Source organism: Sphingobium sp. AntQ-1, assembly GCF_028538045.1.
Classification (GTDB): Bacteria; Pseudomonadota; Alphaproteobacteria; order Sphingomonadales; family Sphingomonadaceae; genus Sphingobium; species Sphingobium cupriresistens.
In genome coordinates this window covers 1,930,590-1,944,740 of sequence record NZ_CP117158.1, presented here as the reverse complement: position 1 = coordinate 1,944,740, position 14,151 = coordinate 1,930,590, and the positions used below count along the sequence as shown (strand labels likewise).

Sequence of the window (14,151 nt, the reverse complement as noted above, 5' to 3'; positions counted from 1 at the left end):
AGAAAAGGGCCGGTGTTTCCACCGGCCCTTTCTTTTTCCTGGCTTTATCGAAGGATCAGAAGCGCAGCTTGGCCGCGATGGCATAGCGGCGGCCCAGCGCGTCGTAGGTCGACGGATAGACGTTGCCGCTGTTATATGCCGTGGAACCGATGCCGGCACCCACGATCTTGGGCTTGTTGTCCAGCAGGTTCTGGACGGTCATGGTGATCGTCACTTCGTCGCTGACATGGAAACGGCCAGTCAGGTCGAAATAATGCTCCGCCTTGATTTCGCGGAACGCAGGATCGATCATGCAACCACCTTCGTCGGCACCCGTCGGATTGGGGCAACCAGCCGGATCGGTCAAGGCAGCGGCGAGGTCATCAGCAAGCTGCTGAGGCTCGAAGTTCACCTTGTCGATATAGCGCCACAGCAGCGAGAGGTCGAACGACTTGAAGGCCAGCGTGGTGCGCTGCGAGAACTGCCATTCAGGCTGGATCGACGCGCAGTTGACCGAATAATAGCCAACACACTCGCGGTTGATCGACGTCGATGTCGCCTGGAACTTCGAGCTGTTGGTCCAGTTGCCGGTCAGGCTGAGCGACAGGTTGGCGAAGCCGACATCTTTGCTGTAGTTCAGCGAGAAATCGATACCATCGGTGGACAGCTTGCCCAGGTTCGACTTGGCCAGCAGCAGACCCGGCGTCGTAGCCGCTTCACCGAACAACTCGCCGGTCAGCGGGTTGCGACGGATCGAGGTACAGGCCGCGCTGGTTGCACCGGAAGCCGAGATGTTATCGAAGCATGCCGAAATCGCGTCGCCCGGAGTGGGCTCGGTGATCGCGCCGGTGATCTTGATGTTGTAGTAGTCAACCGTCGCCGAAAAACCGGGCACGAAGTCAGGCTGCCATACTGCACCCAGGGTCCAGCTGTTGGACTTTTCCGGGCCGAGGGCGAGATTGCCGCCGCCGGTGTAGTTAACCTGGCCAGCCGGATCGTTGGTGATCGCACCGATCGTGTTGGCAGGGGCGCCTTGGGCAAGGCAGATTGCCGCCAGATTGGCATTTCCGAGCGGAGCCGAACCCGAGCAAGGATCGGTGCCCAAGTTGGTCAGAAGCGTGTTCTGCGGCGAGAAGAGCTCATCGATGTTAGGCGCACGAACCGCACGGGCATAGTTGCCGCGGATCTTGAAGCCATCGACAGGGGTCCAGCTACCGCCTGCTTTCCAGGTCGTCGTCTTGTAGCTCGGATTTGTCGCAGCATCGACGCTGTACTTTGAGTAACGAATACCAGCTTCCAGCGTCAGATCCTGGAAGAAGGGCTTGTCCTGAACCAGCGGCAGAACGAGTTCACCGAAGGCTTCGTACACGTCATAGCCGCCGTCGATGTTCGGTGCCGCACCGCCTGCGCCGCCCAGATCTCCGGACTGCGACAGAAGATCGGATTCCTGGCTCGCCTGATACTTACGATATTCGCCACCGACCGCGAAAGCGATCGAATCGCTGGCAAAAGGCGAAGCCACGCCAAAGTCGCCGTTGATCGTGCCATGCACCTGCGCGAGCGAGGTCTTGGTCGTCACTTGGCTGTTGGCGTTCAGGAAGCCATTCATCGCCGAGTTGATCGAACCGTCGGGGCCAAAGGCGTTGAGCGGCACGCACCCGTTGGTGTCGGTCAGGCAGGTTTCGGTGTTGGTCGCCAGCAGCGCCTGACGGACGCGGCTGTTGAGCCAATAGCCCTTCTGGGTCTGGATCTGCTCGCTTTCGCCATAGGCGCCCGAAACATCCCAGTCGATCGTGTCGGTGATGCCGCCACGCGCGCCGATCTTGTAATCGAAGAAGGTGGTGGTGAAGTCCGAGATACGCGGACCCAATTCAGTGGCGCGGCGCGAGAAGGCCGTGGTCACTTCGCGATAATTCGGGTCGTTGGGGTCGGTCGCCGTGGCGGCCGCGGTGCATTCTGCCTGCGTGAACAGCGGCGTGTATACGCCGGCGGCGATGTCGGCCGGCGACGCGATATTACGGCCGCAGAAGGCATTGCGCTGCGCAGCAGTCAGATAGGGGTTGCTCAGCGGAACCTGAACGCCGATGCCGAACGCGCCCGACGGGGCGATGATCGTGCTGACGGTGTTCTTCGAGAAGATGCCACGGCTATAGACTTCGACAGCGTCGCTGACTTCGTAACGGCCCGCGCCATACATGTTGAAACGCTCGAACGGCGTCTGGAACACGTTGAAGGGGTTGAAGTTATAAGCGTCGAACGCGGTGGTAGGACGGAAAGCCGTACCATCGGCGGTCACCTGACGGTTGCCGTTGCCGCCGGCAGTGCCCGACGGGTTGGTGTTGGAGAAGCGCGAAGGGGTGGACGTGCCCGAACCGCCGCCGACGACGCCGGTGTAGGAATCGATATTCAGAGCAGAAAAGGAACGGTCGCCCTGATAGACCGGGTCCGACTGCTGATAGCCAACGCTGAACACGACATTGCCGCGACCATCGTCGAAGTTGGCGCCCAGCGTAAGATCGGCGCGGACATAATTGCCGTCGCCCTGCTCGGTCAGCTGGTTGGAGACGTTTGCTTCCAGGCCCGCGAAATCATTCTTCGTCACGAAGTTGACGACGCCCGAAATGGCGTCCGCGCCATAGGTGGTCGATGCGCCACCGGTCAAGACGTCGACGCGCTCGACCAGCGCCAGAGGCACGTTGTTAAGGTCGAAGATGCCGGCCAGCCCGGCAGGCGCCAGACGATCGCCATTCAGCAGGACGATGTTGCGATTCTCGCCCAGGCCACGGAGGTTGACGTAGGATGCGCCGCCGTTGCCGTTGTTGACGGCCGTGCCGATGCTGGGAACGATGCCCGGAATTTCACGCAGGATTTCTTCGGCGGTGTTGTTCTGCTTCAGTTCGATCTGGTCAGCCGTGGTGGCGGTGACCGGGGTCGAACGCGCCAGGTTCGGATTCTTGATCAGCGATCCGGTGACGATGATGGTGTCGCCCGCTTCGGCTTCCGCCGCCTGCGGTGCGTCCTGTGCGAACGCAGCCGTCGCGATCAGCGACGCGCCCAGAATCGCCGGTGCGGCGCTGGCACGCAATAGTGCCCTCTTCGAAAATGTTTTCACGGTTCCAGTCCCTTGCTCTGGAGTTTGGCAGATAGCCTGCCACAGATGTGGCCCGTACAGAGGGATATGGTGCCCGACAGCGATCCCCCCATATGGATGACCCCGAAACTGCGCGGGGTTCAGGGCGCTGTAAAGCGGTGGAAAAGGGCGACGGCCGCTTTTGGATGTGGCTGTATCATAAATGCAACAAGCGGCAACGCCGGCTGTTTTACGCCTGTATTGCAAGATAATTACACGAAGTTACAATAGGATGTAGCAATCATGCATCAGGCTGCGGAGCAACCCACCGAATGTGGCGCTACCGTCTGCCTGGATCGGCCGGGGCTGTCATATTGACGTCATCGTTTACGGGTGCATGTTAAAGCGCATCAGGTGGTTCGGCGAAGGAAAAGCGGATATGAACGGCAAGCGCGGCAGGATATTGGCGCTATCTCTATCTCTTTGCCTTGTGGTCGGCATCGGACAGGCGCAGGCCGCGCCCAAGCAACAGCCCCGGCCGGAAATCTTCACAAACCTGCTCCAGTGTCGCACCATAACGGACAATAGCGCGCGCCTCGCCTGTTTCGACCAGCAGGTCGGCGCGATGGACGTCGCCGCCCAGCGCGACGAAGTGGTGGTGCTCGACAAGAGCGAGCTCAACAGGACGCGCAAGACGCTGTTCGGCTTTGCCTTCCCCAAACTGCCCTTCCTGGACGGGGGCGACGAGGAAGATGGCGACAAGCCGCAGGCGGAAGGGGTCACCCATATCGACGCCGTGATCGCGTCGGTCCGCAGCCTGGGCTATGGCAAGTGGCAGATCGGTCTGGAGGACGGCGCCCAGTGGATGACGACCGAGGCGATGACCGCGCGCGACCCCAAGCCGGGCCAGAAGATCGAGTTGAAGCGCGCCGCCATGGGCAGCTTCATGGGCAAGGTCGAGGGCGGCCGGGCCGTGCGCATGAAGCGGGTGAGCTGACCCTTACAGGCCGTTCGGCATCGGCCCGGCGACCAGCATCGGGTCGATCCGCGCTTCGCTCCATTTCATCCCCCAATGGAGATGCGGCCCGGTCGCGCGCCCCGTCGCGCCGACTGCGCCGATGCGTTGCCCTTGCGCCACAGACTCGCCGACCTTCACGTCGATCCGCGACAGGTGCAGGAAGGCGCTGTTGAGGCCGTGGCCATGGTCGATCATCAGCAAATGCCCCTCCAGCGAGAAAGGCTTGTCCGCCGCCGCCAGGATCACCACGCCGTCGGCCGGCGCGACCACTGGCGCGCCCGTCGCGCCCGCCACATCGACGCCGCCATGATAGGCGCCGGGCGTCCCCTGATAGACGCGCTGCGATCCGAACAGCCCCGATATCCGCCCGATGCGCGGCCAGATGAAGCGCTGTCGCCACCCTTGCGCGTCCGTCACCGTCTCCCGCGCGGCGGCGATCGCCTCCAGTTCCGGCTTGCGCATCGCCAGAAAGGCCTCGGTGCTCTTGGTCGGCCGCATCGGCGCGTCGATCCGCTCGATCCGCCAGGCGCGGGGGGCAACGGTCAACGCGCGCTCGACCGTTCGTCCGTCAGGCAGCCGGGCGACCAGGCGCGCGGTCGGCGCGGCATCGCGGTCGAACGCGATCAGGAAACGCCCGTCGGCGTCCACCGGCACCAATTGCGCGTCCAGCTTGAGTGCGACCGTCCCGGCCGGCGCGGTGCCGACCAGCAGGCCGCCCTGCGTCGCCGCGCCGGTCAGCTGAAAATCGGTCCGTGTCGCCATGGGACGAGCGCCGGGCTGCGCGACGGCCGCGCCGGCGCACGCCAGCAGCAGCGCCAGGCCGATCCGCCTCATCGCGGCCCGCGCGCCCGCAATTCCGCCTGCACCGACGCATCGGCGCTGGCATAGGGTTCCTGCCGCGCGATGCTCCAATAGCGCAAATCCTCCAGCGCGATTCTTTGCCCGGTCACGGCGCACAGGACATGGTCGCCCGCCTGCAACACGCGGAAACTATAGGGCATATAATGGAGCCGGGCGATCCGGTCGCTGTTCGACATCAACATGGGTCAGGCCTTTCTTCGCCGCATCAGGAAAATAGATCCTGCTGCGGCGTTTCGTCCGCCTCGCGCGTCTTGCGCACGGGCCGCGATGAAGGGGATATAGCGACCGGCGGGCGCTTCTCAAGCGGCGGCGCATCGCCAATGGCGGCGTCCACGGCGCCATCCTTGAAATGCAGCGTCACCTGGCCCGCCGCCTGCGCCGCCGCCACCGACTGGACCAGCCGCCCCTGCGCCATCACACGCGCATAGCCTTTTTGCAGCGGCCGATCGGGATCGAGCGAGGCGAAATGGCGCGATACCCGGTCCAAGACGATGGCCCGATCGGACAAAGCGCGTTGCAGATAGTCGGGACGCAGCTTCAGCCGGTCGAGCCGTTCGCCCGCGCGCTGCACATGCTGGCGCAGCAGGGCCGGTCGCAGCGCGCCGCCTGCTTCATTGAGATGCGCGCGCGCCACCACCAGCCGATGGCTCAGGCCGCGATTGAGCCGCGCACTGGCGTCGTCCAGCCGCTGCCGCTGGGGGCTGAGCAGCATGTCGGGCGTGGGCATCAGTCGCGCCTGCATTTCCAGGCGCTCTCTGGCCTGCGCTGCGCCCCGCCGCACTGCCCGTCCGGCGCGCAGGCCCATCTCGGTCAATCCCGCCAGCAACTCCGCCCGCACCGGCACCGCCATTTCCGCCGCAGCGGTGGGCGTGGGCGCGCGCCGGTCGGCGGCATAGTCGCACAGGGTGGTGTCCGTCTCATGACCCACCGCCGATATGATCGGGATGGTGCAATCGGCGACCGCGCGCACGACGATCTCCTCGTTGAAGCTCCACAGATCCTCGATCGACCCGCCGCCGCGCGCCACGATCACCAGGTCCGGGCGGGGTAGGGGGCCGCCGCCGTCCATCGCGCTGAATCCCCGCACCGCCCGCGCCACCTGCTCGGCCGCGCCCTGGCCCTGCACCAGCACTGGCCAGACCAGCACATTGGTCGGGCAACGATCGGCCAGCCGATGCAATATGTCGCGGATCACCGCGCCGGTCGGCGACGTCACGACGCCGATCGTGCGCGGCAGGAAAGGCAGCGCCTTCTTGCGTTCGACCGCGAACAACCCTTCGCCCGCGAGTCTGGCTTTGAGTTTCTCCAGCAACGCCATCAGCGCGCCTTCGCCCGCCAGTTCCATCCGCTCGATCACGATCTGATATTTGGATCGCCCCGGATAGGTGGTCAGCTTGCCGGTCGCGATCACCTCGACCCCGTCCTGCGGCGAAAAGGCCAACCGCTGCGCCCCCCCCTTCCACATCACGCCGTCCAGCACCGCATTTTCGTCCTTCAGCGCCAGATAGAGATGCCCGGACGCCGCCCGCTTGAAGCCCGAAATCTCGCCGCGCAGCCGCACATGGCCGAACCGGTCCTCGACCGTGCGCTTGAGCAGGCCCGACAATTCGCTGACGCTGAGCGCCGCCGCGTTGTCCCCTGCGCGTTCCTCCGCTAACAGGCGGCCCGAACTGTCATAGACATCAAATTCCGGGGACATGGGCGACATGAACATCCTTTTGCTTGGCGGCGGCGGCCGCGAACATGCGCTGGCGTGGAAGCTGGCGCAATCGCCCCGGCTCGATACGCTCTACGCCGCGCCGGGCAATCCGGGCATAGCCGAGCACGCCACTTTGGTCGACCTCGACGCGACGGATCATCGCGCGACGATGGATTTTTGCATCCGCCATTCGATCGGCCTGGTGGTGATCGGGCCGGAAGCGCCGCTGGTTGATGGCCTCGCCGACAATCTGCGCACCATGGGCGTGCCGGTGTTCGGCCCCAACAAGAAAGCGGCGCAATTGGAAGGATCGAAGGGCTTCACCAAGGATCTGTGCCAGCGCGCCAACATCCCCACCGCCGCCTATGTCCGCGTCTCCAGCAAGGATGGCGCGGTCGCCGCGCTCGACGATTTCACCCTGCCAGTCGTCATCAAGGCCGACGGGCTGGCCGCGGGCAAGGGCGTCATCATCGCGCAAACCCGTGACGAAGCGATCGAAGCGCTCGACACCATGTTCTCAGGCGCATTCGGCGCAGCGGGGGAGGAAGTGGTGCTCGAAGAGTTCATGACCGGAGAGGAAGCCAGCTTCTTCGCGCTGACCGATGGCGTCGCGATCCTGCCCTTCGGATCGGCCCAGGACCATAAGCGCGTCGGCGACGGCGACACCGGCCCCAATACCGGCGGCATGGGAGCCTACAGCCCCGCCCGCGTGCTGACGCCGGAACTGGAAGCCGATGTGATCGACACGATCATCCGGCCGACCGTCGAGACGATGGCGGCGGAAGGGATGCCTTATTCGGGCGTCCTCTATGCCGGCCTGATGCTGACGACGGACGGCCCCAAGCTGATCGAATATAATGCGCGCTTCGGCGACCCTGAATGCCAGGTCTTGATGACCCGCTTTGACGGCGATCTGATCGACCTGCTGCTCGCCGTGGCGCAAGGGACGCTGGCCGATCAGGGGCCGGTCCAGTTGGCGGATCGCACCGCGCTGACCATCGTCATGGCGGCCAACGGCTATCCCGGCACGCCTGACAAGGGCGGCGCGATCGGCGGCATCGATGTGGCGGAGCAGGGCGGCGCGAAGATTTTCCACGCCGGCACCGCAGAGAAAAACGGCGCGCTGGTCGCCAATGGCGGGCGCGTCCTCAATGTCACGGCAACCGCAGACACGGTCGGCGCGGCGCAGGCGGCGGCCTATGCCGCGGTGGACGCACTCGATTTCCCGACCGGCTTCTGCCGCCGTGACATCGGCTGGCGAGAGGTCGCGCGCGAAGCGCAATAGGCCATGCTCTTGCAGCGGGTGGCAAAGCGTCCTTAAATAGCGTCAGGATTTGGCAGGGGAGACGGAGCGCGATGCAGGAATTCTTCATGGACTATGGACTGTGGCTGCTGGTCGCATTGCTGGTCGTCATCGCGCTGGTCTTCCTGCTGTCGGGCAAGCGCAAGGCGGAAGAACCGGTCGAACCGTCCGTCCCCGGCGCCGCGTCCCCCCCGGCGCCCACCCCATTTGTCGATCCGATCATTGCCGCGCCGGTCGCTCCCGCGCCGGTCGTGGTGGAGCCTGTCGCGCCTGTGGAGCCGATCGCGCCGGTCGAACCTGTCGCTGAACCGATGCCCGCGCCGGAACCAGTTGCGCCGTCGCCTATTCCCGTCTCGCCCGCCATCGCGGCGGTCGGGGATGAGCATGACGACCTGCTGCGCCTCAAGGGGGTCGGTCCCAAACTCAAGACCTTGCTGATCGAACTGGGCGTCACCCGCTACGCCCAGATCGCCGCATGGGGCGATGCCGACATCGCTGCGATCGACGCGAAGCTCGGCAATTTCAAGGGCCGCCCGGTGCGCGATCAATGGGTCGATCAAGCCAAATATCTCGCCGCTGGCGACATTGCCGGCTTCGAAGCCAAATATGGCAAGCTCTGACCTCATTTGAGATGAGCAAAGGCCAGCCTGTTCCGTCAGGCTGGCTGCGGCGCCGCGTCCGGCGCCGGCTGCGCCACGATGACGGCCCGCGACGGCGGTGCGCTGCCGACCAGGCGGCGGATCAGCGCGCTCGGCGCGAGCAGGCGGCTGGCGAACAGCAGGATCAGGATCGACAGCGCCAGCGTCACCGTCGCGCGCGCGCCGCTTGCCAGCGCCACCCCCATCACCAGCGGGTGCCAGAGATAGAAGAACAGGCTGTCCCGGCCGACGCGATTGAGCGGGGCGAAGGACAGGCGCAGCGCCGACAATCTGGGCAGGAGCGCAATCAGGCCCAGGCACATCATCAGCCGCGCCGGAACATAGGCCAGCCCGTTGCCGCTGCCCTGCTGGCCCGCCCACCAGACCAAGCCCAATGCCATGACCAGCAACGCGACGCCCAGATAGCGGGTCGGCAACCCCCTTTCCGCCATCAACATGCCAAAGAAGAAATAGACCGGAAAGCGCAGGAAACGGCTGTCAGGCGACAGCAGGCTGACCCCGACCGGCCCATGATCCAGGCCGAAGCCATACATGGTCGCCAGGCTGATCGGCGCACCGATCGCCAGCAGCAGCAGCGGCGGCAAGGGAAGGAGGCGCGTCATCAGGATCAGGAAGAAGAGGACCGGCACATACCAGAGGTGGAAGGGCGGACGCAGCAGCAGGTCCAGCGGGGCGGTCCACGACACGGACCCGCCGCTCACCAGCAGATAGATGATCGACGCGACCAGCCAGGGCAGCAACATACGTTCGCCATAGCGGCCCAGCAGAACGCCAGTCTGTTCGGTGCGGGTGCGGGTGACGTTCAGTAGATAGCCCGATATGCCGATCATCAACGGCATCCGGAAACCTGCGCCGATCCACAGCGCCGGATGCTGCTGATGGGCAAGCTCCATGGCATGGCCGGCCATCACCAAAAGGATCAAGACCCCCTTGAGAAGGTCAATCGACGGATTTTTGCCCATGCTGATAAATCCCGGCCCCTCCCTATTCTGCATCCGCCGTTCTTGCAGACGCCTAAAAAAAAATGGTGAACGGATGATGTGCGGAACGGCTGTCGATGCCTTTTGGTTTTGCGTCGCTCCAGGCAGAATCGGTTCCCACTTTTTGTACGATGCTCTCCTCCCTGAATGTGGAATGAAGGTCCGATTTGCGGTCAATTCCGCAGGAGGATGACATGCAGAAAGCGCGGGCCGTGCGCGCCGCGGACATAGGCGCCTTCGATATCAGTGGTGCCAGATACGCCGGTGACCCAATAATGGGCGCGCGGTTGCGGGCCGGTCAGCGGGGCATTCTCCAGATGGGGTGCGATGTCGCGTACGGCCAGCAACACGATATGATGCAGCGCCAGGAAATTGGGCAGCATCGGTGCGGTCGGGCCGGTTTCGAAGATTAGCGACCCGGTTTCCGCGATCCCCCTGCGCGCAATGGCGAGGACGGCCGCTTCGTCGGGCGCGGCGCTGTCGTGCAGGGTGAAGCCGCCCCAGTCGCAGGCCGTCAGGCGCGGATCGGGGGGCAAGCAGAGCGTGAGCGCTTCACCCTGTCCCGCCAGATAGCGGGCGATGGCGGTGGGCAGGTCCGCCATGGACCCGACGACGTCTTGGCTTGCATTGACGCTGGGCAGGGCGAGCCGGGCGAGAAATTCCGCCTCCAGCGTCGCTTCGTTCACCGCCGGACGCTCTGGCGCGACCAGCAGCGCGTCGGCCTCCGCCTGGTCGGGCGACGGTCCTTTCAGCCGGGCGAGGATGGCGTCACGGGCGCTCATGGACGGCGCGCCTTCTTATATTGCGTCATGAAGGTCTGCGCGGCGGGTCTGGGCATGTCGCGATGACGGGTCCAGCCGCCCGCGAGTGGCAGGCTTGCGATCCAACCCTTCTTCCCCAAAAGCCGCATCACCCGCACGGCGATAGTGGTGACCGGCCGATAAAGACTCGGCCGCGTCGCGATCCAGGCCCACAGGCCCAGCCCCGCGCGCATGGAGGTCGGCTCAAGTCCCTCGCGCCAACTCTTGTCGCGCCAGCCCTTGAGCAGGGTCGGTAGCGGGATGCGCACCGGGCATACTTCCTGGCATTTGCCGTTGAGGGTGCAGGCATGGATAAGGTCGCGATTGGGTGCAAGCCCATCCAGCACCGGCGTCAACACCGCGCCCATCGGTCCCGGATAGGTGCCGCCATAAGCATGGCCGCCAATCTGGCGGAAGACGACGCAATGATTCATGCACGCGCCGCAACGAATGCAGCGCAGCATCTCCGCCAGCCCTTCCTCGCGCATTTTCGTGCGCCCATTATCGACCAGCACGATATGCATCGCGTCCGGCCCGTCGCGGTCGCCCGCGCGTTTCGGCCCTGTATAGAAGGTCGTATATTGGGTCAGCGCCGCGCCGGTGGCCGATCGCGCCAGCATCCGCAGCATATGGATGGCGTGCGGCATGGACGGCACGATCTTCTCGATCCCCGCGGTCACGATATGGACGCGCGGCGGCACGAGCGACAATTCGGCATTACCTTCATTGGTGACGGTGCAGACCGCGCCGCTATCCGCGATCAGGAAATTCGCGCCCGACATGCCGACATCCGCGCTCAGCATCTGCGTGCGCAATTCGCGCCGCGCGCTTTCGGCCATGGCGGCGATCGTCTCTTCCTGATGGGGTGAGCGATGCTTCGCCTTGAACAGCGCCGACACCTGATCGCGCGTCTTGTGCATGGCGGGCCAGATGATGTGCGACGGGCGCTCGTCGGCCAGTTGGATGATATGTTCGGCCAGGTCTGTTTCGACCCGGCCGATCCCGGCCTCGGCCAGCGCATGGGGCAGGCCGATCTCCTCCCCCAGCATCGACTTGGACCGCGCGACGCTCTTCGCGCCCTCCGCCTTGCAGATAGCGATGACGATTGCGCAGGCCTCGTCGGCCGTCCTCGCCCAATGGACCTTGGCCCCTGCCGCGATGGCATTGGCCTCGAACTGTTCCAGATAGGCGCCCAGATGCGCAATCACATGATCCTTGATGGCGGCGGCGCGGCTGCGGGCAGCCTCGAAATCGGGGAAGGCGTCGATGGCGATGCCCCGCTTGGCCTCGGCCGTGCCGGCGGTGCGTTCGACCGCAATCTTCAGGATCGGGTCGGCCAGCGCCGCCTCGGCGCGGTCCGTGAAGCCGCTCATGCCTCTTCCCCGATCGCCGGGCCGTCGCCCATGCCGGCGATCAGTTCGATCGCATGATAGGCGCGCACCTTGCTGCCCCGGCGGTGCAGCTTCCCCGCCATGTTCATCAGGCAGCCCAAGTCGCCCGCCAGCAAAAGGTCAGCGCCCGTAGCATCGATCGCATCCGCCTTCTCACCAACGATGGCGTTGGAAATGGCAGGATATTTGACGCAGAATGCGCCGCCAAAGCCACAACATGTCTCCTCGCCGGCCAAGGGCGCGAAGGTCAGGCCGTCGATGGCCTTGAGCAACCGGCGCGGCTGCGCCTTGATCCCCAGTTCGCGCAGGCCCGAACAACTGTCATGATAGGTCGCCTTGGCGTCCAGCGTCACGCCTTTCGGTTTCCACCCGCAGACCTGATCCAGATAGGCCATGACCTCCCACGTCTTGCCCGCCACCGCCTGCGCGCGCGACAGCCAATGCGCGTCATGTTCGAATATTTCGGGATAATGGCAGCGGATCGTCCCCGCGCAGGAGCCTGACGGGACGATGATCGCCTCATAGGGTTCCAGCGCCACGATCGTCTGCTTCGCCAGCGCGGCGGCATGGTCCCGGTCGCCGCTGTTGAGCGCAGGCTGGCCGCAGCAGGTCTGCCTTTCCGGCACGACCACGTCGCACCCGGCCGCTTCCAGCGCGCGGATCGCGGCAAAGCCGATGCGGGGGCGCATCAGATCGACCAGGCAGGTGACGAACAGGGCGACGGTTCGTGTCATTATTGCAGATTTACATACATGCCGCCATCGACCAGCAGCGCCGCGCCGGTGACATAGGCGGCCATGTCCGACGCCAGGAAGACAATCGGCCCGGCCAGATCGTCCGGCGCGCCAAGACGCCCCAGCGGCACGCGCTTTTCCATATATTCGCGCTTTTCTACATCGGCCAGATCATCCTTGTTGATTTCGGTCAGGATCGTGCCGGGCAGCACGCTGTTGCAACGGATGCCATGCTTGCCCAGCGCGATAGCGGTGGATTGCATCAGTGAATGGACCCCCGCTTTCGTGGGGGTGTAGTGCGTCTGAAACTCGCCGCCGACCAGCGCCGAAATGGAGGACACCGCGACGATCGATCCGCCATGCCCCTGTTTCACCATCTGCTGCGCGGCGGCCTGCACCATGAAATAAGCGCCATGCAGGTTCACCTTGAAGGTTCGCTCCACCACATCGACCGGCATGTCGAGAAAGGCGTGAAAGGGGCAGATGCCCGCATTGCTCACCATGACGTCGACCTTGCCGAAGGCCTTGACCGTTTTGGCCACGAAATCCTGCGCGGTCTGCGGATCGGCGACGTCTCCCTTCACCGCGATGGCGCGCTGGCCCAGCGCCTCGATCTCCGCCACGCAGCTTGCGGCCGGCCCGTCGCTGTTCGCATAGTTGATCGCGACATCCGCGCCATGCTGCGCCGCGCCGATCGCGGCGGCGCGGCCGATGCCGGTCGATGCGCCGGTGATAAGGACGGTCTTGCCTTCAAGCAGCTTCATGGGGCGATTTTCCTTCGATGATTATCGCCGCGCCGGGCGGCGGGGGGATTTGACGCCGGGGGTCCAGCCCAGGTCGGCGCTGACCTTGTGCGCGGCGGCGCGGACATCCTCGCTCAGCGCCGCCATGCGGTCGTCGTCCATATATTGGGCGGCGCTCGACAGGCTGATGGCGGCGACGATCGCGCCCGACGCATCGCGGATCGGCGCGGCGACGCAGCGTATCTGGTCTTCATTCTCTTCCAGGTCGAACGCGCGACCGGCGACCACATAGCCGCGCATCCGTTCGAGCCAGCCATCATAGGCGACCGGATGGGTGCCCGCCGCCTGGTCCGCGTCGAACAGCCGACGCCAATTGCCCTCCGGGTCGTCCATCAGCAGCGCCTTGCCAAGCCCTGTCGAGGTCAAGGGATGCCGATCGCCGATACGGCTGCTGATCTCCACCCGACGGCGGCCGGGAATCTTGTCCAGATACAGCGCCTGGTCGCCGTCGAGCCGCCCCAGATGCACCACATCTTCGCTGGCGGCCGCCAGCGCCTCCAGATGCGGCCGGGCGATCTGCACCAAGTCGGCCTGCGATTGCGCCAGAAACCCCAACTGGAGCAGCTTCGGCCCTAGTTGATACCCTTCGCGCGGCAGGAAAGTCAGGAAACCGCGCTCCACCATGGCGTTGGCGAGACGATGGGTGGTCGAGCGCGTAAGCCCCATCCGTTCCGACAGGTCGGCCAGCTTGATCGGACCGTCGATCACCTGGTCGAGCAGATCCAGCCCGCGCTGCAGAGTCTGCGACCCGCCCGCCTTCGCCTTTTCCTCTCGGCCCAAATTTTCCGGCGCATCCGATTCTGTGTTTGACGTTTTCTGTCTCATCTAATAACACTCTATCCCACAAAATGAGA

The 14,151-nt window shown here is 64.8% G+C and carries 13 protein-coding genes; 3 read left to right on the top strand and 10 right to left on the bottom strand.

The features are described from left to right. Positions 1–55 precede the first annotated feature (55 nt). The gene (locus sphantq_RS09775) at positions 56–3,091 is read right to left on the bottom strand and encodes a TonB-dependent receptor domain-containing protein (protein ID WP_272798386.1); all 3,036 of its coding nucleotides are present in this window, start codon (positions 3,089–3,091) and stop codon (positions 56–58) included. A gap of 397 nt (positions 3,092–3,488) precedes the next feature. On the opposite strand from sphantq_RS09775, the gene sphantq_RS09770 reads away from it, so the two are divergent. Then, positions 3,489–4,046: a hypothetical protein gene (locus sphantq_RS09770; RefSeq protein WP_272798385.1), complete on the top strand. Its 558-nt coding sequence runs from the start codon at positions 3,489–3,491 to the stop codon at positions 4,044–4,046. Positions 4,047–4,049: 3 nt separating this feature from the next. Here sphantq_RS09770 and sphantq_RS09765 read toward each other — a convergent pair whose 3' ends face one another. The 3 genes from sphantq_RS09765 to xseA are packed head-to-tail and all read right to left on the bottom strand — an operon-like array spanning position 4,050 to position 6,627. Further along, positions 4,050–4,901, bottom strand: coding sequence for a M23 family metallopeptidase (locus tag sphantq_RS09765; RefSeq protein WP_272798384.1), 852 nt, complete (start codon positions 4,899–4,901; stop codon positions 4,050–4,052). Then, positions 4,898–5,110: a DUF2093 domain-containing protein gene (locus sphantq_RS09760; protein ID WP_129925518.1), complete on the bottom strand. Its 213-nt coding sequence runs from the start codon at positions 5,108–5,110 to the stop codon at positions 4,898–4,900. Before sphantq_RS09760 ends, sphantq_RS09765 begins: the two co-directional genes overlap by 4 nt. A gap of 23 nt (positions 5,111–5,133) precedes the next feature. Further along, positions 5,134–6,627 carry an exodeoxyribonuclease VII large subunit gene (xseA, locus tag sphantq_RS09755; protein WP_272800214.1) on the bottom strand — a complete coding sequence of 498 codons (1,494 nt, stop codon included), beginning with the start codon at positions 6,625–6,627 and terminating at the stop codon, positions 5,134–5,136. 7 nt (positions 6,628–6,634) lie between these two features. On the opposite strand from xseA, the gene purD reads away from it, so the two are divergent. Together purD and sphantq_RS09745 are read left to right on the top strand one after the other, a co-directional pair. Continuing rightward, positions 6,635–7,912, top strand: a complete 1,278-nt coding sequence (purD, locus tag sphantq_RS09750; protein ID WP_272798383.1) for a phosphoribosylamine--glycine ligase — start codon at positions 6,635–6,637, stop codon at positions 7,910–7,912. Between the two features lie 71 nt (positions 7,913–7,983). Continuing rightward, positions 7,984–8,550, top strand: coding sequence for a hypothetical protein (locus tag sphantq_RS09745; protein WP_129925519.1), 567 nt, complete (start codon positions 7,984–7,986; stop codon positions 8,548–8,550). A 35-nt stretch (positions 8,551–8,585) separates the two neighbouring features. Here sphantq_RS09745 and sphantq_RS09740 read toward each other — a convergent pair whose 3' ends face one another. From sphantq_RS09740 to sphantq_RS09715, 6 genes are all read right to left on the bottom strand, one after another. Then, a complete protein-coding gene (locus sphantq_RS09740) occupies positions 8,586–9,551 on the bottom strand; it encodes an acyltransferase family protein (protein ID WP_129925520.1) in 966 nt (321 codons plus the stop codon). A 191-nt stretch (positions 9,552–9,742) separates the two neighbouring features. Beyond that, complete coding sequence (locus sphantq_RS09735; protein WP_272798382.1) at positions 9,743–10,351, bottom strand: LutC/YkgG family protein; 609 nt, start codon at positions 10,349–10,351, stop codon at positions 9,743–9,745. After that, positions 10,348–11,742, bottom strand: coding sequence for a lactate utilization protein B (locus sphantq_RS09730; protein ID WP_272798381.1), 1,395 nt, complete (start codon positions 11,740–11,742; stop codon positions 10,348–10,350). Before sphantq_RS09730 ends, sphantq_RS09735 begins: the two co-directional genes overlap by 4 nt. Then, complete coding sequence (locus sphantq_RS09725; RefSeq protein WP_272798380.1) at positions 11,739–12,494, bottom strand: (Fe-S)-binding protein; 756 nt, start codon at positions 12,492–12,494, stop codon at positions 11,739–11,741. The genes sphantq_RS09730 and sphantq_RS09725 overlap by 4 nt, the downstream gene beginning before the upstream one ends. Then, entirely contained in the window at positions 12,494–13,258 is a 765-nt protein-coding gene (locus tag sphantq_RS09720) for an SDR family NAD(P)-dependent oxidoreductase (RefSeq protein WP_272798379.1), read from the bottom strand. The genes sphantq_RS09725 and sphantq_RS09720 overlap by 1 nt, the downstream gene beginning before the upstream one ends. A gap of 21 nt (positions 13,259–13,279) precedes the next feature. Beyond that, positions 13,280–14,122 carry an IclR family transcriptional regulator gene (locus sphantq_RS09715; RefSeq protein WP_066607054.1) on the bottom strand — a complete coding sequence of 281 codons (843 nt, stop codon included), beginning with the start codon at positions 14,120–14,122 and terminating at the stop codon, positions 13,280–13,282. Positions 14,123–14,151: the final 29 nt, after the last annotated feature.